The sequence below is a fragment of the Micromonospora sp. DH13 genome (assembly GCF_020873825.1).
Taxonomy (GTDB): domain Bacteria; phylum Actinomycetota; class Actinomycetes; order Mycobacteriales; family Micromonosporaceae; genus Micromonospora; species Micromonospora haikouensis.
The window spans coordinates 11732-32695 of sequence record NZ_JAHWGR010000002.1 but is presented as its reverse complement, the minus strand read 5'-3'; the positions used below and the strand labels follow the sequence as shown (position 1 = coordinate 32695).

Sequence of the window (20964 nt, the reverse complement as noted above, 5' to 3'; positions counted from 1 at the left end):
TCTTAACGCATCCGGTAGAGAAGGGTTCCCTTCTCACACCCGCGCGGGGCGTCGCGCGGGGCGGGTGAGGCGGGGGCCGGGTCGCGCGCGGTGGGTAGGGTGGCGGGGCATGAGACGCCCCGTCCTGATCGCGCTCGTCGGCGTCGACGGCTCCGGCAAGACCACCCAGGCGCGGGCGCTGGCGCGGCGGCTGACCGCGCGGGGCGTACCGGCCACGTACTTCGAGAACGCCGGCGGTCGGCCGCTGTGGAACAGGCTGGCCCGCTCGGTCGGGCGGCCGGACGGGGTGGCGCTGTTCGGGCGTACCCTCTATCCGGTCGTCGAGGCGACGGTGCGCGCGGCGGCGATGGGCCGCGCCCTGCTCTGGTCATGGGCGACCGGGCGCACGGCGGTGCTGGACCGGTGGACCTACTGCCAGTACGTGATCATGCGGGCCCGGGGCGACCGGGGCGGGCGCGCGGTGCGCGCGGCGTACCGGATGTTTCCCGCGCCGACGGTGGTCTGCTTCCTGGCCGTCGCGCCGGAGGTCGCCCAGCGGCGGGTGCTGGCCCGCGGCATCGACACCGAGGAGCTGCCGCACCTGCGCGCGCTGTACGCCGCCTACCGGGCGCTGCCGGAGTTCGGCGGATTCGTCGTGCTGCCCGGCGACGGCGACCCGGGCGAGGTGGCCGCCGCGCTGGACGGGGTGGTCGCGCCGCTGGTCGACGGGCAGGGCGCGGCGACGGGCTCCTCCGGCCCGGATGCTGCGGCGGCTGGTTAAGAAGGGGCCCCTGCTCTACAGAAAGCGTTAACAGGGGCCCTTCCTTGCACCTCAGCCGCGGGTGCGGTTGAGCCAGCGCAGCACGTCCGGCGGGAGGGTCTCCTGCGGGCTCGGGGTGGGCGTCGGCTGCGGGGCGGGGCGGTGCACCTCGCCGGCCAGTTCCCGGCTGGGCGGGGTGAAGTCACGCACCGGCTGGCCGTCCACGGCGGCGCGGATCGTCCGGGCCACCGCGGCGATGACCTTCGCCTGCACGGCCGAGCCGACCGCGTCGCCCGGGTCGTCGGGGTTGGCGGCGATGCCGGCGACGGCGACCTGCGGGGTGAAGCCGACGAACGTCTCCGTGGCGGCCCCCTCCGAGCTGCCGGTCTTGCCGGCGACCGGGCGCCCGACGATCGTGTCCACGGCGGTGGCGGTGCCGCCGTCGCACTGGCCGTAGGTGGTCTGCTGGCCGACCGGGCAGCGGGCCGCGTCGGTGGCCGCCCGGGCCACGTCGGCGTCGAGGACCTTGCGGCAGGACGGCTCGCCGACGTCGACCTTGTCGCCGTCGGCGGCGGTCACCGACACCACGGGCAACGGCGTGCAGTACGTCCCCTCGGCGGCCACGGTGGCGTAGGCGTTGGCGAGGTCGAGGGGGGTGGTGGCCGCCACCCCGAGGGTGAACGATCCCCAGTTGGCGGCGTTGTCGCGGGCGAAGGCGGCGTCGGCCTCGGCGCGGAAGGTGATGCCGAGGCGCTGGGCCATCTCCACCACCTTCGCCGGGCCGACCTGCTCCGACAGCCACACGAAGTACGTGTTCACGGAGCGGCCGAAGCCGTCCCACATGGTGCGGTAACCGTTCATCCACTGCGGGTTGGCGTTGGCGGGGCACCACTTGCCGCCGCAGCTGGCCTCCCCCTCGGCGGCATACCGGGTGGGCAGCCGGCTGGGCGCGTCGAAGCCGGTGGCGAGCTGCTTGCCGTTCTCGAGCGCGGCGAGCATGGTGAACAGCTTGAACGTCGACCCCGCCTGGTATCCGTCGACGCCACCGCCGCCGGAGATCAGCGGGTTGACGGTGTTGGGGTGGTTGGCCTGCCCGTCGGGGTTGGCGTCGAGGCTGTAGTGCCGGTTGACCGCCATGGCGAGCACCCGACCGGTGCCGGGCTGCACGGCCGCGATGGGCAGGGCCCGCTTGTCGTCGTACCCGTAGACGGCCGTGGCCTGCTGCTGCGCGGTCTGCTGGAGCTTCGGGTCCAGGGAGGTGACGACGGTGTAGCCGCCCCGGCGCAGCGCCTGCTCCCGCTCGGCGACGGTCTCGCCGAACGCGGGCTGGGTGAGCCACCACTGGCGCAGGTAGTCGCAGAAGAAGCCCCAGTCGTCGTGGCCGTCGGCGACGGCGGTGCAGCCGTTGGGCTGCTGGGTGGGGCGCAGGGTCACCTTCTCGGCCTGCGCGGCGGTCGCCTGCTCGGCGGTGATCTTGCTGGTGGCGGCCATCGCGTCGAGCACGTACGCCCGCCGGGCCAGGGCCGCGTCGGCGTCCCCGTCGATCGGGCTGTACGCGTCGGGCGACTGCACCAGGCCGGCGAGCAGCGCCGCCTCGGGCAGGGTCAGCTCGGCCGGGGACTTGGCGAAGTAGCGCTGGCTGGCCGCCGCGATGCCGTACGCGCCGGAGCCGAAGTACGCGATGTTGAGGTAGCGGTTGAGGATCTCGTCCTTGCTGAGCCGCTGCTCCAGCGCCGTGGCGTACCGGATCTCCTGGAGCTTGCGCCCGACGGTCTGCTCGGTGGCCGCGGCCCGCTCCTCGGCGGTGCGGTTCGGGTCGGTCTTGAGCACGTTGCGCACGTACTGCATGGTCAGCGTGGAGCCGCCCTGCTCGGTGCCGCCGCCGGTGACGTTGGCGACCAGGGCGCGGGCGATGCCGCGCAGGTCGGTGCCGCCGTGGGAGTAGAAGCGCCGGTCCTCGGCGGCCACGATGGCCTCGCGCATCACCGGGGCGATCTCGGTCAGCGGCACGTCGGTGCGGTTGACGTCGTAGAACGTGGTGATCAGCGTCTTGCCGTCGTTGGCGTACAGGTACGACCGCTGTGGGGTGGTCGGGGTGCGCAGCGCCTCGGGCAGGGCCGCGTAGGACCCGACGGCCGACTTGGCGGCGTAGCCGAGCAGCAGGTTGGCCGGCAGCGCGGCGGCGGCCAGCGCGAGGCCGGCGAGCAGTCCGGCGAGCAGCACGGTGAACAGCCGCGACAGCGGCGACCGGGGTGGCGGCATGCAGCCAAGGGTTGCCACGAAAGCCGCGATCCGACCACCTCCGGCGGCGGGTTGTCGGCTATTTCACCGGCGGCCGGCGGCGTTCTGGGTGCGGATCGTCCCTGCTCCGCGGCCCTGTCCGGCTTCGCGATCCGGAACAGGATATTGACTTGCAACAATGTTAGCGCTAACAATGAACCGGGTTGCCGGCAGGTGAGCGCAGCAACCTCCCCGAAACGGAAGGGAAGGCCAGATGAGAGCAGCTCCAGGGCCGGCCGGCACGCCAGCGGTCAGGCGCGGCGCGGCGGCCGTTGCCCTCGCGTTGGTCGCGGCGCTCGCGGGCGCGCCCGCCGCCGCGGCACCGGCGGAGGTCGCGGCGTCGGCGGCGGGCACGGCGTCGGCGGAGGCCGCGGACGAGGCGCCGACGGCGGCCGCCCCGAACCAGGTGGTCACCAGGCCGCCGATGGGCTGGGCGTCGTGGAACACCTTCGCCGCGAAGATCGACTACAACGTGATCAAGGCGCAGGTCGACAGCCTCGTCTCCAGCGGCCTCAAGGACGCCGGCTACGAGTACGTCAACATCGACGAGGGCTGGTGGCAGGGCACCCGGGACGCTGCCGGCAACATCACCGTCGACACCACCGAGTGGCCCGGCGGGATGAGGGCCATCGCCGACTACATCCACAGCAAGGGCCTGAAGGCGGGCATCTACACCGACGCCGGCCGCGACGGCTGCGGCTACTACTACCCGACCGGCCGACCGGCCGCCCCCGGCTCCGGCAGCGAGGGGCACTACGACCAGGACTTCCTCGCGTTCTCCCAGTGGGGCTTCGACTTCGTCAAGGTCGACTGGTGCGGCGGCTCCGCCGAGGGGCTCAACCCCCGGACCACCTACCAGGCCATCAGCGACTCCATCGCCCGCGCCACCGCGCAGACCGGCCGGCCGATGGTGCTCTCGGTCTGCAACTGGGGCGTGCAGAGCCCCTGGGACTGGGCGCCCGGCATGTCCACCATGTGGCGCACCAGCGGGGACATCATCTACTACGGCCAGCAGGCGTCCATGGACCGCGTGCTGGCCAACTTCGACTCCGCCCAGCACCCCGCCGCCCAGAGCGTCGGCCACTACAACGACCCGGACATGCTGATCGCCGGGATGCCGGGGTTCAACGCGGCCCAGAACCGCACCCACCTCGGCCTGTGGGCGATCTCCGGCGCCCCGCTGCTCGCCGGCAACAACCTGGCCACCATGTCCGCCGAGACCCGGGCCATCCTCGGCAACCGCGAGGTCATCGCCATCGACCAGGACCCGCTGAGCCGGCAGGGCGTCAAGGTCGCCGAGGACTCCGCCGGGCTCCAGGTGTACAGCAAGGTGCTCGCCACCAGCGGCCAGCGGGCGGTCCTGCTGCTCAACCGCACCGGGTCGGCCGCCACCGTCACGGCCCGCTTCGCCGACCTCGGGCTGGGCGGGACCGCGAGCGTACGCAACGTGTGGACCGCCACCGACCTGGGCGCCCGCACGAACAGCTACGCCACGAGCGTCCCCGCCCGCGAGGCCGTGCTGCTCGTCGTCAGCGGCAGCGAGGACACCGGCGGCGGCACCCGCACCGGCGGGCTGGTCGGCAGGCAGTCCGGCCGCTGCCTGGACGTCAACAACTTCGCCACCACCAACGGCACCCAGGCCCAGCTGTGGGACTGCACCGGCGCGAGCAACCAGACCTGGACGTACACCTCCGCCAGGCAGCTCAGGGTCTACGGCAACAAGTGCCTGGACGCGTACAACGCGGGCACCGCCAACGGCACGCGGGTGGTGATCTGGGACTGCAACGGCCAGGCCAACCAGCAGTGGACCGTCAACGCCGACGGGACGATCCGGGGTGCGCAGTCCGGCCTGTGCGTCGACGCGTCGGGAGCCGCCACGGCGAACGGCACCAAGATCGTCCTCTGGACGTGCGGCTCCGCCGACAACCAGCGGTGGAGCTGGCGCTAGCTGGCTGGCAGCCGACGACCGGGTCAGCCGGCGGCGAGCGGGCCGCCGGCCGACCCGGTGCCGGAGGCCGGGCCGCCCGCCGGCCCCAGCCCAGGGCCGGTCGCCGTCGCGACGCTGGCGCTGGCCGCGTCCCGGGCGATGGCGGCGGGCACGAGCCGGCCGGACCGGTAGCCGATGCCGATCCCCGCGACCAGCACGAAGATCGCCCCGAAGGTCTGCACCGAGCCGACCAGCGCGCCACCGATGCCGAGCAGCGGGGCGGCGATCATCATCATCGTGCCGTCGCCGAGGCTGAACATGCCGGAGCGGGCCACCGCCCAGCCGGTGAGGAACCAGCCGGCCGTGTAGCAGGTGGCACCGACCAGGACGAGCGTGCGGGCGGTGGTGCCGAAGACGGGGGCCTGCTCGGCCAGCCCGGCGAAGGGCAGCATGAGCACGGTGCCGGCGATGCTGGCCAGCAGGCCCGCGGCGGCCACCCGGCGGCTGCGGGTGGCGGCGAGCAGCCCGGTCAGGGCCAGCAGGGCCAGCAGGCCGAGCCAGACGGCGGCGACCCAGCCGACGAGGTAGAGCTGACCGCCGTCGGCCGGGTACGGGTCGTTGCCGACGCCGCCGTCGCTGGCCATCGCGACGGCGCCGTAGAGCAGCGCGTACGCCGGCAGGAGCCAGACCGACGCGCGGCCGAAGCGGCGCAGCGACCAGGCCCAGGTGGCGTTGGTGGCGGGGGCGGCCGGGCCCGGCTCGGTGACGAACGGCAGCACCCCGAACCCGCCGCCGGTGCGGCGGGTGCCGAGCGGACCGGCCGGGTCGTGCGCGCCGGGCACCGGCGGCCGGGAGAGGAACTTGTCCAGCGGATCCTTCATGCGACACCTCGCTGCGCTCGTCGGCGGGGCGGGACGCGCCGCGGCGCCCCGGTCCTGGTCACGACCCGTCCTGTCGGACCGATCGTGTCAGGCACCGGAGCGCCGCATGAGGATTATTCACATTCCCGCCCGGCCGGCGGGCGGGCGACGCGAGCGCCGGACGTCAGCCCCGTTCGCGCTGGTCGGCCGGGTCGGTCAGCAGGCTCGCCGGGGAGACCGGCTCCGGGGCCGGCAGGCCCTGCGGGGCGGTGCCACCGGTGGCCTGCGCCTCGGCGACGCGTACCTCGTCGTGGATCTGCTGGGCCGCGGCCGCCGCCGCCTGCGCGGCCTCGGCGGCCTCGCGCTCGACGGCGCTCGCCCCGTCCGCGGCCTCCGGCGACGGCGCGTCGCCGACCATCTGGCTCAGCCCGCCCAGCGCGCCGCCCATCCCCTCCAGGGCCTTGGTCAGCTCCGCCGGGACGATCCAGACCTTGTTCGCCGTGCCGTTGGCGATCTGCGGGAGGGCCTGGAGGTATTGGTAGGCGAGCACCTTCTGGCTCGGGTTGGCCTGGTGGATCGCGTCGAAGACCGTGCGGATCGCCTTCGCCTGGCCCTCCGCCTGCAGGATGCGGGCCTGCCGGTCACCGTCGGCCCGCAGCACCGCCGCCTGCTTCTCACCCTCGGCGGTGAGGATCTGCGACTGCTTGTGCCCCTCGGCGTTCAGGATCGCGGCGCGGCGGTCCCGCTCGGCGCGCATCTGCTTCTCCATCGAGTCGCGGATGCTCGGCGGCGGCTCGATCGCCTTGATCTCCACCCGGGTCACCTTGATGCCCCACCGGCCGGTCGTCTCGTCCAGCACGCCCGACAGGTGCCGGTTGATCTCCTCCCGGCTGGTCAGCGCCCGCTCCAGGTCCAGCGAGCCGATCACGTTACGCAGCGTCGTGACGGTGAGCTGCTCGATGGCCTGGAGGAAGTTCGAGATCTCGTACGTGGCCCGGACCGAGTCGACGACCTTGAAGTAGAGCACCGTGTCGATCGAGACCACCAGGTTGTCGGAGGTGATCACCGGCTGGGGCGGGAAGCTGACCACCTGCTCCCGCATGTCGACCTTGGTGCGCACCGCGTCGATGAACGGCACCAGCAGGTTCAGGCCCGGGTTGAGGGTGCGCTTGTACCGGCCGAGCCGCTCCACCACGTCCTGGCGCTGCTGCGGCACGATCCGCACCGCCTTGATCAGGGTCACCATGGCGATCAACGCCACGGCGATCAACAGCACCGACACAAACTCCATACCCTTCACCCTCTCGCTTCGGGCAGCTCGCCCGAGGTGGAAACGTCGTCATCCCACACCAGGGCCGTCGCGCCCTGGACCTTGATCACCCGTACCCGCCGGCCGGGGTCGAAGCTCTGCGTCGCGTCGTACGACCGGGCGCTCCACAGCTCGCCGTCGATCTTGACGAGGCCCTGCTCGGCGTCGACCCGTTCCAGCACCAGCGCGGTGGAGCCCTCGATCGCCGCCAGGCCGATCGGCTCGGCGCCGTCGGACGTGGAGCGGGCGTGCCGGCGGATCGCCGGCCGCGCCACCGCCACCGTGAGCGCGGAGACCACCGCGAAGACCACGGCCTGCACGGCGGTCGGGGCGCCCAGGGCCGCCGCGCCCGCGGCGGCGAACGCGCCGACCGCGAACATGATCAGGAACAGCGTCGTCGTGAAGATCTCGGCGACCGCCAACACCACACCCAGTACGACCCAGAACACCGCGTCCACCCCCCAAGGGTGACACGTCAAAGCACGCGCGGCCCGTCGGCAAGATCAGTAGGCTCGGCGGGACCGCCCCCGCGAAGCCCGGCGGAACCGCCCCGAGAGCTGGAGGAACCCGTGTCGCTGCCGCCCGAGACCGCCCGCCGCATCGATGCCCGGGTCGCCCGCGCCCAGTCCGAGGGGCGCGCCCCCTCGCTCGTGCTCGGCGTGGTGCGCGACGGTGAGCTGACCCACGTCGCCGCCGCCGGGGAGCGCCCCCGCCCCGACGCCGACCGGCAGTACCGGCTCGGCTCGATCACCAAGACCATGACCGCCGTGCTGATCATGCAGCAGCGCGACGCCGGCGCGCTCGCCCTCGACGACCCCCTGGAGCGGCACCTGCCGGGCACCGGCGTCGGGCGGCTCACCCTGCGCCAGCTCCTCGGCCACGCCAGCGGCCTGCAACGCGAGCCCGACGGGCCGTGGTGGGAACGGGCCGGCGTCGGCGACCTGGCGTCCGTGCTGGCCGGGGTGGACGGGCGCAAGATCGCGTACCCGCCGCACCGGGTCTACCACTACTCCAACCTGGCGTACGGGCTGCTCGGCGGCGCGCTGGAGGCCGTCACCGGCACGCCCTGGCGCGATCTGCTGCGGGCGCGACTGCTGGAGCCGCTGGGCATGACCCGCACCACCTACGACCCCGTCGAGCCGTTCGCCCGGGGGTACGTGGTGCACCCGTGGCACGACACGCTGCGCGAGGAGCCACGCACCGACACCGGGGCGATGGCGCCGGCCGGGCAGCTCTGGTCCACCGTCACCGACCTCGGCCGCTGGGCCGCGTTCCTGGCCGACCCCGACCCGGCGCTGCTGCACCCGGACACGCTCACCGAGATGTGCGCGACGGTGACGATGAGCGACCCGCAGGGCTGGACCAGCGGACACGGCCTCGGGCTGGAGCTGTACCGGGTGGGCGAGCGGGTGCACGTCGGGCACGGGGGCTCCATGCCCGGGTACGTCGCCGCGCTGGCCGTGCACCGGCCCGCCCGCACCGCCGTCGTCGGCTTCGCCAACTCGTACGGGCTGCGCGTCGGCCACCTCGGCGCGCTCGCCCGGGAGGTGCTCACCACCGTGCTGGACGCGCTGCCCGAGCCCGTCGCCCCCTGGCTGCCGGCCGCCGCCCCGCCCCCGGCCGACGTTGCCGAGCTGACCGGCCGCTGGTGGTGGATGGGCGGGGAGTTCGAGTTCCGCGCCGACCCGGCCACCGGCGACCTGTGGGCCAGCCCGCCGGCCGGCGAGCCGGTGCTGCGGTTCACCCCGCAGGACCCGGACCGCTGGCGGGGCCGCTCGGGCGAGCAGGACGGCGAGATCCTCGCCGTGGTCCGCGACGACGCGGGGCGGCCGGTCGCCCTCGACATGGGCACGTTCCTGCTGACCCGCACCCCCGACGAGGAGCCCTGACCCGACGCACCGGCCCGGGCCCGCCCGACCGACCGGCGGGCGGGCTCAGGCCAAGGAAGCGGTGACCCGGCCTCAGGCCGAGGGGCCGGTGACCCGGGCTCAGGCCGACGGTTCGGTGACGAAGTCGATCAGCCGTTCCATCGCGTTGATCAGCGGGGTCTCCACGTCGGCGAAGCTGTCCACCCGGGACAGGATGTGCCGCCACATGTCGGCGGGCGCGGCCACCCCGAGGGCGGCGCAGACCCCCTCCTTCCACGGCCGTCCCCGTGGCACCACCGGCCACGCCGCGATGCCCAGCGCGGCCGGCTTCACCGCCTGCCACACGTCGACGTACGGGTGCCCGGTGACCAGCACGTGCGCGGACGTCACCCCGGCCACGATCCGGCTCTCCTTCGAGCCGGGCACCAGGTGGTCGACGAGCACCCCGAGCCGCCGGGTCGGCCCCGGCCCGAAGTCGCGGACCCGCGCGCCGAGGTCGTCGATGCCGTCCAGCGGCTCCACCACCACGCCCTCGATCCGCAGGTCGTCGCCCCAGATCCGCTCCACCAGGGCGGCGTCGTGCACGCCCTCGACCCAGATCCGGCTGGCCTTGGCGACCTGCGCCCGCACGCCGGCCACGGCGGTCGAACCCGACGCGGTGCGCCGCCGGGCGGCCGGCACCGGCGACCGGGCCGGGCGGCGCAGCGTCACCGGCTTCCCGTCGAGCAGGAACGCCGCCGGCAGCAGCGGGAAGTTACGCCGCCGGCCGTGCCGGTCCTCCAGCACCACCGCGCCGGACTCGAAGCCGACCACCGCCCCGCAGAACCCGGAGTCGGCGTCCTCGACCACGAGGTCGGCCTCCGCGTCCACCTCGGGCACGACCCGACGCCGCCGCCAGTCGCCCGCCAACACGTCCTCGCCGTAGCGCCCCACCATGCCCGCCACGCTAACCCCCGCCGCGCCCGGCGGCGCGGCAGCCGCGCCGATCATGGCAACGGGGCGCGCCGTCACCGGAGTGGGCAGGGAAAACGGACGGACGCGCCGGCGGCGGTACGCGCCGGGCGGTAGGGGGTAGGCGGGGGCAGGGGGCGCCGGGCAAGCCGCAGTCGAGACACGGACGGCGCGCACCACGTACCCTCTCTTGCATGTCCTCCCCCGCCACGGGCGCGGTCAAGGTTGCGCCGCGCCGGTCGAGCCGGTTCGTTGCCTGGGTACGCGCGTGGCGCGCCGGGCTCGTGCCGTACGACGAGGTCGCCGAGGAGATCGCCGGCGACGAGGAGCACCTCGTCGCCGACGCCCCCGGCACCTGGACCGACGTCCCGCTGCGCGACGCGCTGCCCGCCCTGGCGAAGCTCTCGCCGGACGAGATCCGGCTGGTGCTGCCCGTGCCCGGCGACCCCCGGGGGCTGCCCGGCCCGGGCGACTTCACCGGCGCGGCGCTGCTCACCGGCGAGGCGGTCGTCGCCGGGGGGATCGGGGTGATCCCGGAGGTCCGCACGCACACCTCCGGCTCGGGCATGACCTGGGAGACGGTGCTGTGGCGGTGCTACCCGCTGCCCGCCGACGCCCCCGCCGCGTCGCTCGGCTCGCCCGGAGCCGCCGAGGCGGAGGCGGAGCTGGCCACCGCGCTCGCCGAGACCACCGCCGCGCTGACCCGGCTCGACGTCGCCCAGTGGCGGCCCGAGCTGGCCGGGGCGCTGGAGGCGCTGCGCCGCCCCGACGGCACCACCGACCTGCCGCCGGGCTTCGACCCGCGGGCGCGCCGGCTGTTCGCCCGCGCCGCCGTGCTGGACCGGGTGCTGGCGTTGGCCGGGCACAGCGCGCCCGGCGGGGCGGTCAACAACCACGAGGCCCAGCAGCGCGACGCGGCGCTGCGCCCGCTCACCACGGCCTGCCGGCAGGCCCTCGTCGCCGCCTGCAACGCCCCGCTGCGCCCCTGACCGGTCCCGCCCCCGTCGGGCGGGCTCGGGTCAGATCTCGTCCATCAGGTCCGCCACCGAGCCGACGATCCGCGACGGCCGGTACGGGTACCGCTCCGCCTCCGTGCGGGTGCTGATCCCGGTCAGCACGAGGATCGTCTCCAGCCCGGCCTCCAGGCCGCACAGGACGTCGGTGTCCATCCGGTCGCCGATCATCGCGGTCGACTCGGAGTGCGCGTTGATCGTGTTGAGCGCCGACCGCATCATCATCGGGTTCGGCTTGCCGACGAAGTACGGCTCGACCCCGGTCGCCTTCGAGATCATCGCCGCGACCGAGCCGGCCGCCGGCAACGCCCCCTCCACCGACGGGCCGGTCACGTCCGGGTTGGTGCAGATGAACCGGGCCCCGTCGTTGATCAGGCGGACCGCCTTGGTGATCGCCTCGAAGCTGTACGTGCGGGTCTCCCCCAGCACCACGTAGTCCGGGGCGAAGTCGGTCAGCACGTACCCGACGGCGTGCAGGGCCGTGGTCAGCCCGGCCTCCCCGATCACGTACGCGGTGCCGCCCGGCCGCTGGTCGGCGAGGAACTGGGCGGTGGCCAGCGCCGCCGTCCACAGCGCGTGTTCGGGCACCTCGAAGCCCATCCGGGTCAGCCGCGCCTGCAGGTCGCGCGGCGTGTAGATCGAGTTGTTGGTGAGGATCAGGAACGGCTTGCCGGAGGAGCGCAGCTTGTTGATGAACTCCGGCGCGCCGGGCACCGGCTGGCCCTCGTGCACCAGCACGCCGTCCATGTCTGTCAGCCAGCTCTGCACCGGCTTGCGTTCGTACATTCGTCGTCCCAGGGGGTGTCGGGTGGCGGGGCAGGACCGGAGGGACCCGGGGTCAGGGGCGGCGGGCCGGCACGCAGCACACCGTGGGGCAGGTGTCCCACAGCGGCAGCTCGCCGAGGCGGCGGCGCAGCCGCTCGCCGCCGGGCTCCGTGCGCTCGGCGACCAGCTCGCGCACCATCGCCACGAAGCGCGGGTCGGTGCCCGGGGTGCCGGCCCGGGCGAACTCCAGGCCGAGCCGCTTGGCGGTCTCCAGCGCCTCGGTGTCGAGGTCCCAGACCACTTCCAGGTGGTCGGAGACGAACCCGATCGGGCTCACCACCACGCCCGTGGTCCCGGCCTCGGCGAGGGCGGCGAGGTGGTCGTTGACGTCCGGCTCCAGCCACGGTACGTGCGGCGGGCCCGACCGGCTCTGCCACACCAGGTCGTACGGCAGGTCGGGCGCGGCGGACGCGTGCACCAGGCGGGCGGTCTCGGCGAGCTGCGCCTCGTACCGGCCGCCGTGCGGGCCGGCGTTCGCGGCCGCCGAGGTGGGGATCGAGTGGGCGGTGAACACCAGCCGGGTGGTGGCCCGCTTCGCCGGGTCGAGCTGACCCAGCGCCGCGCGCACGGCGTCGGCGTGCGGCTCGACGAAGCCGGGATGATCCCAGAACTGACGCAGCTTCTCGATCACGGGGGCGTCGGGGCCGACGGCGGCCCGGGCGGCGGCGATGTCCTCCTGGTATTGCCGGCAGGACGAGTAGCCGCCGTACGCGCTGGTCACGAACGCCAGGGCCCGGGTGACACCGTCGTCGCGCATCCGCGCCACGGTGTCGGCGAGCATCGGGTCCCAGTTGCGGTTGCCCCAGTAGACGGGCAGGTCGACGCCGTGGGCGGCGAAGTCCGCCCGGATCGCCGCGAGCAGCTCCCGGCACTGCTGGTTGATCGGGGAGACCCCGCCGAAGTGCAGGTAGTGCTCGGCGACCTCCGCCAGCCGCTCCGGGGGCACGCCGCGCCCCCGCGTCACGTTCTGCAGGAAGGGCAGCACGTCCTCGGGCCGCTCGGGTCCGCCGAAGGAGACCAGCACCAACGCGTCGTACACCATGGGCCCATTCTTCCCCGCGCCCGGCGACGGCCCTGCGACGCCCCCTGGTCCCGGCGGTAAGGTCCCCCGGTCTCCGGCGTTAAGAAGGGGCCCCTGCTATACCGAATGCGTTAACAGGGGGCCCTTCCTTCGGCTCAGGCGGCGCCGAGGGCGTGGTAGCCGCCGTCGACGTGGACGATCTCGCCGGTGGTCGCCGGGAACCAGTCCGACAGCAGCGCCAGGCAGGCGCGCGCCGCCGGCGCCTGGTCGGTGAGGTCCCAGCCCAGCGGCGCCCGCGCGGACCAGGCGTCCTCGAACTGGACGAAGCCGGGAATCGACTTCGCGGCCATGGTGCGCAGCGGCCCGGCGGCGACCAGGTTGCTGCGGATGCCCTGCTTGCCCAGGTGCAGCGCCAGGTAGCGCGACGCCGACTCCAGCCCGGCCTTGGCCACGCCCATCCAGTCGTAGACCGGCCACGCCTTGGTGGCGTCGAAGGTGAGCCCGACCACCGCGCCGCCCGGCGACATCAGCGGCAGCGCCGCCATGGCCAGCGACTTGTAGGAGTACGTCGAGACGTGCAGGGCGGTGGCCACGTCCTCCCACGGCGCGTCGAGGAAGCCGCCGCCGAGGCAGCTCTGCGGCGCGAACCCGATCGAGTGCACCACCCCGTCGAGGCCGTCGACGTGCTCCCGGACCTTGTCGGCCAGGCCGGCGAGGTGCTCGGGGTTGGTCACGTCCAGCTCGATCACCGGGGCCGGCTCGGGCAGCCGCCGGGCGATCCGCTCGACCAGGGAGAGCCGGCCGAAGCCGGTGAGCACGACCTGCGCGCCGTTCTCCTGGGCGATCTTCGCCACGGAGAAGGCGATCGAGGCGTCGGTGATGACGCCGGTGACCAGCAGCCGCTTACCGGCCAGCAGTCCGGACATGTGCGAGTTCCTCCGTTGGGATTCGTGCGGTGGGCGCGGTGACGGCGTCGACGACCCGGGCGGGGCCGGTCAGTGGCCCATGCCGAGGCCGCCGTCGACCGGGATCACGGCGCCGGTGACGTAGCCGGCGGCATCGGAGGCCAGCCAGGTGACCACCGCGGCCACCTCCTCGGGCGCGGCGAGCCGGCCGGCCGGGATGGCCTTCACGTACTCCGCCCGCCGCTCCTCGGGCAGGGCGGCCGTCATGTCGGTGTCGATGAAGCCGGGCGCGACGACGTTGGCGGTGATGTTGCGCCCGCCCAGCTCCCGGGTGATCGAGCGGGCCACGCCGACCAGGCCGGCCTTGCTCGCCGCGTAGTTGACCTGCCCGGGGCCACCGTAGAGGCCGACGACCGAGGAGATGAAGATCATGCGACCCCACCGGGCGCGGAGCATCTTCTTGGACGCCCGGCTGGCGCAGCGGAACGCGCCGGTGAGGTTGGTGTCCAGCACCCGGGTGAACTGCTCCTCCGACATGCGCATGATCAGCGTGTCGTCGGTGATGCCGGCGTTGGCGACCAGCACCTCCACCGGGCCCAGCTCGGCCTCGACGGCGGTGAAGGCGGCGTCGACGGAGGCGGAGTCGGTCACGTCGCAGACGACGCCGAACAGCCCCTCGGGCGCGTCGCCGCTACGGTGCGTGATCGCCACCCGGTCACCCTGCTTGGCGAACGCCTGCGCGATGGCCAGGCCGATCCCCCGGTTGCCGCCGGTCACCAGCACGGTACGGGCCACGGGTCCCCCTCTTGCTCAGCTGATCCACGTCGGTCCGGAGCCTAGGCGTTACCGGCAGGTAAGCGCTAACGCACCCCCGCGCCACGCGGACCTGGTGCAAGGAAGGGCCCCCTGTTAACGCTTTCCGAGGTAAAAGGTGCCCCGCTTAACAGCGGCGGATCGGCGGACGGCCGCAGCCCTTGCGGGGGAACGGTTTCCGGGATCCGCCGGCCGTCCGGCCGAGTGCGGGCCGTGCCGTGAGCGGATGTACGATGATCCGCGTTCCGGGCCAGGCCGACCGCAGGAGGTGATCGCTGTGCGAGATAGCGATCCTCCCAGTCGTGGCCGGGCCGAACGTCAGCCCCGCTGAGCCACGACTCAGCAGGTGAGCTGACCCAGCTCCGCTCCTTCCGCACCGCCCGCCCCTCGGCCCTGCACCGAGGGTGGCGCCTACGGCCCTCGGCCGAAGGTGGCGACCGGGCAGCGCCGTCCGCCCAGGACGGGGAGGGGGCACCCGGTCACGACTTCGTGTGCGCGCCCCGTCTTCCCTCGCGGTCCACCACGCCAGCGTGGACCGTCCAGTCGCCACCGGAGCCTTCCCATGAGCCGTTACGTCGCCCCGCTGGGCTTCACCCTCGCCGCCGTCTGGGTGGCCGTCGTCTTCGTGCTGGCCAGCGCCGGCCACTGACCGCGCCGCCACGGCCACCCCGCCGCCACGGAAACCCCGCCCGGCGGCGGTGGCCGCGCACCAGGCCACCGCGCTCAGGGCCACGCACCGGCCACCGGCCACCGGGCCGGCAGCCCCGGCGCTGCGGTCGCGCCGGGGCCGTCCCGGGCGGGCTGCGGCCCGCCCGGCCTCAGATCAGCCGGGACGTCCAGAGCAGGCTGGTGGCGCCCGCGCACAGCGCCAGCAACAGGGCCAGACCGGCGTACCACTGGGTGATCTCGCGCGGCTCGGTGCGGAACCCGATCGAGCTGCCCATGTCCTGGTAGACCTGCTTCAGCTCGCTCACCGAGGCGGCCTCGTAGAAGTAGCCCTCGGTCGTCTCGGCCAGCTCGGCCAGCGCCATCCGGTCCACCGGCACCCGCTGCAACTGACCGCCGATGTCGACCTGCCCGTCGTCGGTGCCGAACGCGATGGTGGAGACCGGCACGTTGGCCGCCTGCGCGGCCGCCGCCGCCTCCTCCACCGAGCGCCCCGAGGTGCGGAACCCGTCGGAGAGCAGCACGATCCGGGCCGGCGGGATGCCCGCCGCGCCGTCGGCCGGCACCGACCGGATCGCCTCCAGGCAGGTGAAGACCGCCTCGCCGGTCGCGGTCGCCTCGGCCAGCACCAGCCCGTCGATCGCGGCCGTCACCGCGTCGCGGTCCTTCGTCGGCGGGACCAGCACGTTCGCCGCCTTCGCGAACGAGACGAGACCGAGGTTGTAGGTCTGCGGCAGCTCGCCGACGAACTGCTTGGCCGCCTCCTGGGCGGCCTCCAGCCGGTTCGGCGCGACGTCGTCGGCCTGCATCGACAGCGACACGTCGATCGCCAGCATGACGGTGGCCCGCTCCAGCGGCTCCCGGGTGTCGATCGCCGGCCGGGCCAGCGCCGTGGCCAGCACCAGCAGGCAGAGCAGGAACGCCACCGCCGGCACGTGCCGCCGCCAGCCCAGCCCCTTCGGCGCGAGGGTGCGCAGCAGGTCCACGTTGGTGAACCGCATCGCGTACGCCCGGCGGCGGCGCTGCCGCCACACGTACAGCGCGGCGAGGGCGAGCGCCGGCAGCACGGCCAGCAGCCACCACGGTTGCAGAAAACGGATCATCGTGTCGTCCCCCGGGTGCGGGCGTGCCGCTGCGCGGCGACGAAGCGCACCATGTCGAGCAGCCAGTCGGTGTCGGTGCGAAGTCGCAGGTGGGCCGCGCCGGCCCCGCGCAGCTGCGCGGCGATCTCCGCCCGCTGGGCGGCCGCGGCGTCGGCGTACCGGCGGCGCAGCCGGGGGTCGGCGGTCTGCACCTCGTGCAGCTCGCCGGTCTCCGGGTCGACCACCGGCAGCACGCCCACGTCGGGCAGCTCCAGCTCGCGCGGATCGACCACCTCGATCGCCAGCACGTCGTGCCGGACCCGCAGCTTGCGCAGGGGCCGCGCCCACTGCTGCGGCGGCGCGAGGAAGTCGGAGATCACCACCGCGACGCCGCGGCGGCGGGGCGGCCGGTTCAGCGCGTCGACCAGCACGCCCAGGTCGCTGCGCCCGGGCCGGATCTCGGTGCCGGCGACCGCCCGCAGCAGGCCCTGCGTCTCCCGGCGCCCGCCCCGGGCGGGCAGCCGCACCAGCCGCCCCGGGCCGGGCGGGAGCGCCGCGCCACGGCGGCCGGTCGGGGCCTGCGGGTCCGCGCCGCTGCCGACCACCGCCCCGATCCGGTTGCCGCCGCGCACGGTCAGGTGGGCCAGCGCGGCGGCGGCGGCCACCACGACGTCCCGCTTGAGCCACCGGCCGGTGCCGAAGTCGAGGCTCGCCGACAGGTCCACCGCGAGCCACGTCTCCAGCTCCCGGTCGGCCACCGTGCGGCGCACGTGCGGCATCGTCGTGCGGGCGGTCACCGGCCAGTCCATCCGGCGTACGTCGTCGCCGGGGCGGTACTCGCGCGACTCCCCCGCCTCGCTGCCTGGGCCGGGCAGCAGGCCGGCGTAGTCGCCCTGAAGCAGGCCGTCGAGCTTGCGGGTGACCAGCAACTGGAGTCGGGACAGCACCGCCTCGCTGCGCGGCGCGGCGGCGGGCGAGATCGGGGTTCGCGTACCCGATGAGGGGTGGGGGTCGGCTGGGGTCACGGCCGCTGCCCGGGCCACCCGGCGGCGGCCGGCGGCGCGCCGCCCGGGGTGGCCTGCTGGCGCGGGGCCACCGACGGCAGCGGGATGGTCGACATCACCCGGTGCACGACGTGGTCGGCCGGCACGTCGTCGGCGAGCGCGTCGTAGCTGAGCACCAGCCGGTGGCGCAGGATGTCCGGTGCGATGTCCTGCACGTCCTGCGGCAGGGCGTAGTCGCGGCCGCGCAGCAGCGCCAGCGCCCGGGTCGCCCGCACCAGGCCGAGCGAGGCGCGGGGGCTGGCGCCGTACTGGATCAGTTGCGCGACGTCGGGCATGCCGTGCTCCGCGGGGGTACGCGTGGCCAGCACCAGCCGCACCGCGTAGTCGACCAGCGCATTGTGCACGAAGACCTGGTCGGCCTTGCGTTGCAGGGCGATCAGGTCGGCGGTGTCGAAGACCCGCGCCGGCTCCGGCGGGGCCACGCCCATCCGGTAGACGATCTCCCGCTCCTCGGCGTCGGTCGGGTACCCGACGACGATCTTCATGAGGAAGCGGTCCCGCTGCGCCTCGGGCAGCGGGTAGACGCCCTCCTGCTCGATCGGGTTCTGCGTGGCCATCACGAGGAACGGGTCGGGCACCCGGTGGGTCTGCCCGCCGATGGACACCTGCCGCTCGCTCATCACCTCCAGCAGGGCGGACTGCACCTTCGCCGGGGCACGGTTGATCTCGTCCGCGAGCAGGAAGTTGACGAACACCGGGCCCAGCTCGACGTCGAACTTCTCGCTGGACTGCCGGTAGATCCGGGTGCCCATGATGTCGGCGGGCACCAGGTCCGGGGTGAACTGCACCCGGGCGAACGACCCGCCGACCACCCGGGCGAGGGTCTCCACGGCCAGGGTCTTCGCCACCCCGGGGACGCCCTCCAGCAGGCAGTGGCCCCGGGCGAGCAGCGCCACGAACATCCGCTCGACCATCCGGTCCTGCCCGACGATCACCCGCTTGATCTCGAACAGCGCCTTCTCCAGCAGCGTCGCGTCCTGCGCGGGTGTGCTCGTCGGCGGCGCGGCGGCGGACGGGGGCGGGGGCGGCGCGCTGCCGTTCGGCGTCGGGGCGTCGGGCGTGGTCGGCTGGGCCACCGGTCCTCCACAGCATTGGTCGATCGTCGCGGCGTGGTGCGTGGTGCGTGGTGCGTATCAAGACTCGCATGCCCGGCTGAGTGCCGAGGCGGGGAGAAGCCGATTTTCGCCACGCCGTCCTGGGGTTGGAGAATCGCCGGTCACGGGTTTACAGCAGGGGGTCCGGCGTGTGTACCATTCACCCCGTCGCCGGGCGGCTCCCCCCGTGGCCGCCCGGCGCTCAATCTCCGCCCCGCGCCCCTAGACTGGCCCGGATGAGCATCCCCCGTCCCCCCGGTGACGCGCCGATCTGTTCGGCACGGGGCTGCCGCGCCCCGGCGCAGTGGGCGTTGCGCTGGAACAATCCCCGCCTGCACACCGCCGACCGGCGCAAGACCTGGCTCGCCTGCGCCGACCACCGTTCCTCGCTCGGCGACTTCCTCGACGCACGGGGCTTCCTCCGGGAAGTCGCGCCACTGGCCGGATCGCCTACGCTCGACGGGTGAGCGCGCGCAGCGGACGTCCCCGGTGACCGGCGAGCCCCCCGGCGGCCCCCCACCGCACCCGGTCGGGCCACCCCCCACCGCGCCCCCGCCGGGCCCGCCCGCCGTGGCGGGTCACCCGGCGTCCGGGCCGCTGGCGGCGTACCCGCCCGGGCCCCTGGAGCCGTGGCCGGCGACCGTGCGCTGGCAGTCGGTCTCCACCGACCTGATCTGGGTCGAGCTGCTGCGCCTGGCGGCGCTGGTCGGGGTGGTGCTGCTGGGGCTGGCGGTCGGCTGGGCGGTGAGCGGGCACTGGCTGTTCGGAGCAGCCCTCGGTGCGGTCGTGCTGGCCGGGGCGTGGCGGGTCGTCACGACCGTCCGGGCGGTGCACGTCTGGGGGTACGCCGAGCGCGAGAACGACCTGCTCGTCCGGCACGGGCTGCTGGTCCGCCGGCTGTCCATCGTGCCGTACTCGCGGATGCAGTTCGTCGACGTCAGCGCCGGCCCCCTGGAGCGGGCGTTCGACCTGGCGACGGTGCAGTTGCACACGGCCGCGGCGGCCAGCGACGCCCGCGTGCCGGGCCTGCGCCCGGCGGAGGCAGCGCGGCTGCGCGACCGGCTCACCGCCCTCGGCGAGGACCGCGCGGAGGGCCTGTGACCCACCCCGGCCCCGAGCTGCCCCGCCCGGCCACCGACGCGCCGCCGGCACCCCAGGACGACCACGCGCCACCCGCACCGCACGACGGCCCGGTCGGCGGCGTGGAACCCCGGCGGCGGCTGCACCCGTTGAGCCCGGCCCTGCACGGGGCCAAGTCGCTGGTCGTGGTCGTCGCGGGCCTGTCCTGGTCGACGCTGTCGCGGGTCGGCTTCGGCTGGTTCGCGGCGATGGCGACCGTGCTCGCCCTCGGCGCGACGGTGCTCGCGGTGGTGAGCTGGTACAACACCGGCTACCACGTGGTCGGCCGGGAGCTGCGCGTGTACGAGGGGCTGCTGTGGCGGCGCACCCGGGCCATCCCGCTGGAGCGCCTCCAGGCAGTCGAGGTGGTCCGCCCGCTGCTCGCCCAGCTCACCGGCCTGGCCGAGCTGCGGCTGGAGGTGGTCGGCGGCGGCAAGACCGAGGCGCCGCTGGCGTACCTGGGGGTGGCCGAGGCCGCCGCCCTGCGACAGCGGCTGCTCGCGCTCGCCGGCCCCGCGCCGCACCCGGAGACGGCCGCGCCGCAGCCGTCCGCCTCGGCCGGGCCGACGGTCGCGCCCGTGCCGCCCGGGCGGGCCCTGCACGCCGTGGCGAACCGGGACCTGCTGGTCAGCCAGCTGCTCACCCCGCAGGCGTTCCTGCTCCCCTTCGGCGTGGCCTTCGTCGTGGCGCAGTTCCTCTCCGAGGGCTCGTGGTCGTTCATCGCGGTGGCGAGCACGATCACCGCGATGGCCGGCGTGCTGCTGCAACCGATCCGCCGGGTGCTCGACGACTGGAACTTCCGGCTGGCCCGCGACGAGGGCACCCTGCGGGTCCGCAACGGGCTGTTGGAGACCCGGGCGCAGACGGTGCCGCTGAACCGGGTGCAGACCGTCGGGGTGACCTGGCCGCTGCTCTGGCGGGCCAAGGGCTGGCTGCGGCTGCGCCTGGAGGTCGCCGGCTACTCCGGCGGCGAGGCCGACGACCGGAACCGGCCGGACCGGCTGCTGCCGGTGGGCGACCAGAAGACCGGCGAGCGGATCGTCGCCGAGGTGCTGCCAGGGGTGCGGCTGAGCGGGCTGGCGACCGGCCTCCCGCCGGCCCGGGCCCGGTGGCTGCGCCCGCTGGGCTGGCGCGCGGTCGGTGCCGGGCTCGACGAGCGGGTCTTCGCCGCCCGGTCCGGCCTGCTCACCCGGCAGCTCACCGTCGTGCCGTACGCCCGGATCCAGAGCGTGCGGGTGACCCAGGGCCCGGCGCAGCGGCGGTTGCGGCTGGCCACCGTGCACGCGGACACGGCGGGCGGCGCGGGCGCCGCCGCCCTCGACCGCGACCTCGACGAGGCGTGGTGGCTGGCGGCGGAGCTGACGGCCCGGGCACACGCCGCCCACCGCGCCCGCTGAGCCGCAACGCGGCCGGGTCGGATGCGGGGGC

At 74.6% G+C, this 20964-nt stretch carries 19 protein-coding genes; 7 read left to right on the top strand and 12 right to left on the bottom strand.

What is annotated here, in order from left to right; all coding sequences use genetic code 11:
• Positions 1-109: 109 nt before the first annotated feature.
• On the top strand, positions 110-760 hold the full coding sequence (locus LPA42_RS02170; protein ID WP_228986278.1) for a thymidylate kinase: 651 nt from the start codon (positions 110-112) through the stop codon (positions 758-760).
• 51 nt (positions 761-811) lie between these two features.
• Here the strand turns inward: LPA42_RS02170 and LPA42_RS02165 are convergent, their stop codons facing one another.
• Positions 812-3001 (bottom strand): transglycosylase domain-containing protein, encoded by a 2190-nt coding sequence (locus LPA42_RS02165; protein ID WP_228986277.1) that lies wholly within the window; start codon positions 2999-3001, stop codon positions 812-814.
• Positions 3002-3233: 232 nt separating this feature from the next.
• On the opposite strand from LPA42_RS02165, the gene LPA42_RS02160 reads away from it, so the two are divergent.
• Positions 3234-4967: an RICIN domain-containing protein gene (locus LPA42_RS02160; RefSeq protein WP_077939233.1), complete on the top strand. Its 1734-nt coding sequence runs from the start codon at positions 3234-3236 to the stop codon at positions 4965-4967.
• A gap of 23 nt (positions 4968-4990) precedes the next feature.
• On the opposite strand, the gene LPA42_RS02155 is transcribed toward LPA42_RS02160, so the two are convergent.
• The 3 genes from LPA42_RS02155 to LPA42_RS02145 all read right to left on the bottom strand — a co-directional run bounded on the left by LPA42_RS02155 (position 4991) and on the right by LPA42_RS02145 (position 7573).
• Positions 4991-5827 (bottom strand): hypothetical protein, encoded by an 837-nt coding sequence (locus tag LPA42_RS02155; protein ID WP_077939232.1) that lies wholly within the window; start codon positions 5825-5827, stop codon positions 4991-4993.
• Between the two features lie 163 nt (positions 5828-5990).
• The gene (locus tag LPA42_RS02150; protein WP_077939231.1) at positions 5991-7097 is read right to left on the bottom strand and encodes an SPFH domain-containing protein; all 1107 of its coding nucleotides are present in this window, start codon (positions 7095-7097) and stop codon (positions 5991-5993) included.
• A 5-nt stretch (positions 7098-7102) separates the two neighbouring features.
• Complete coding sequence (locus LPA42_RS02145) at positions 7103-7573, bottom strand: NfeD family protein (RefSeq protein ID WP_077939230.1); 471 nt, start codon at positions 7571-7573, stop codon at positions 7103-7105.
• Positions 7574-7684: 111 nt separating this feature from the next.
• Between LPA42_RS02145 and LPA42_RS02140 the strand changes: the two genes are divergently transcribed.
• A complete protein-coding gene (locus LPA42_RS02140) occupies positions 7685-9004 on the top strand; it encodes a serine hydrolase (protein WP_077939229.1) in 1320 nt (439 codons plus the stop codon).
• Positions 9005-9103: 99 nt separating this feature from the next.
• Here LPA42_RS02140 and LPA42_RS02135 read toward each other — a convergent pair whose 3' ends face one another.
• Positions 9104-9919: a DUF3097 domain-containing protein gene (locus tag LPA42_RS02135; protein WP_077939228.1), complete on the bottom strand. Its 816-nt coding sequence runs from the start codon at positions 9917-9919 to the stop codon at positions 9104-9106.
• Positions 9920-10128: 209 nt separating this feature from the next.
• On the opposite strand from LPA42_RS02135, the gene LPA42_RS02130 reads away from it, so the two are divergent.
• The gene (locus tag LPA42_RS02130; RefSeq protein WP_077939227.1) at positions 10129-10923 is read left to right on the top strand and encodes a hypothetical protein; all 795 of its coding nucleotides are present in this window, start codon (positions 10129-10131) and stop codon (positions 10921-10923) included.
• 30 nt (positions 10924-10953) lie between these two features.
• Here LPA42_RS02130 and LPA42_RS02125 read toward each other — a convergent pair whose 3' ends face one another.
• The 7 genes from LPA42_RS02125 to LPA42_RS02095 form a co-directional block, all read right to left on the bottom strand.
• Positions 10954-11733 (bottom strand): HAD-IIA family hydrolase, encoded by a 780-nt coding sequence (locus LPA42_RS02125; protein WP_043967624.1) that lies wholly within the window; start codon positions 11731-11733, stop codon positions 10954-10956.
• Positions 11734-11785: 52 nt separating this feature from the next.
• Positions 11786-12814, bottom strand: coding sequence for a ferrochelatase (locus LPA42_RS02120; RefSeq protein WP_077939226.1), 1029 nt, complete (start codon positions 12812-12814; stop codon positions 11786-11788).
• A 134-nt stretch (positions 12815-12948) separates the two neighbouring features.
• Positions 12949-13719 carry an enoyl-ACP reductase FabI gene (gene fabI / locus LPA42_RS02115; protein ID WP_077939225.1) on the bottom strand — a complete coding sequence of 257 codons (771 nt, stop codon included), beginning with the start codon at positions 13717-13719 and terminating at the stop codon, positions 12949-12951.
• Positions 13720-13788: 69 nt separating this feature from the next.
• Positions 13789-14493 carry a beta-ketoacyl-ACP reductase gene (gene fabG / locus LPA42_RS02110; protein ID WP_043967618.1) on the bottom strand — a complete coding sequence of 235 codons (705 nt, stop codon included), beginning with the start codon at positions 14491-14493 and terminating at the stop codon, positions 13789-13791.
• A gap of 836 nt (positions 14494-15329) precedes the next feature.
• Positions 15330-16280 carry a VWA domain-containing protein gene (locus LPA42_RS02105; RefSeq protein ID WP_043967613.1) on the bottom strand — a complete coding sequence of 317 codons (951 nt, stop codon included), beginning with the start codon at positions 16278-16280 and terminating at the stop codon, positions 15330-15332.
• Entirely contained in the window at positions 16277-17239 is a 963-nt protein-coding gene (locus tag LPA42_RS02100) for a DUF58 domain-containing protein (RefSeq protein WP_228986308.1), read from the bottom strand. Before LPA42_RS02100 ends, LPA42_RS02105 begins: the two co-directional genes overlap by 4 nt.
• 41 nt (positions 17240-17280) lie before the next feature.
• On the bottom strand, positions 17281-18399 hold the full coding sequence (locus LPA42_RS02095) for a MoxR family ATPase (protein ID WP_077939223.1): 1119 nt from the start codon (positions 18397-18399) through the stop codon (positions 17281-17283).
• A gap of 254 nt (positions 18400-18653) precedes the next feature.
• Here LPA42_RS02095 and LPA42_RS02090 point away from each other — a divergent pair, with 254 nt between their 5' ends.
• The 3 genes from LPA42_RS02090 to LPA42_RS02080 all read left to right on the top strand — a co-directional run bounded on the left by LPA42_RS02090 (position 18654) and on the right by LPA42_RS02080 (position 20933).
• Positions 18654-18884 carry a hypothetical protein gene (locus tag LPA42_RS02090; protein WP_077939222.1) on the top strand — a complete coding sequence of 77 codons (231 nt, stop codon included), beginning with the start codon at positions 18654-18656 and terminating at the stop codon, positions 18882-18884.
• Between the two features lie 22 nt (positions 18885-18906).
• Complete coding sequence (locus LPA42_RS02085) at positions 18907-19518, top strand: PH domain-containing protein (protein WP_228986276.1); 612 nt, start codon at positions 18907-18909, stop codon at positions 19516-19518.
• A gap of 101 nt (positions 19519-19619) precedes the next feature.
• Positions 19620-20933, top strand: coding sequence for a PH domain-containing protein (locus LPA42_RS02080; protein ID WP_077939219.1), 1314 nt, complete (start codon positions 19620-19622; stop codon positions 20931-20933).
• Positions 20934-20964 lie beyond the last annotated feature (31 nt).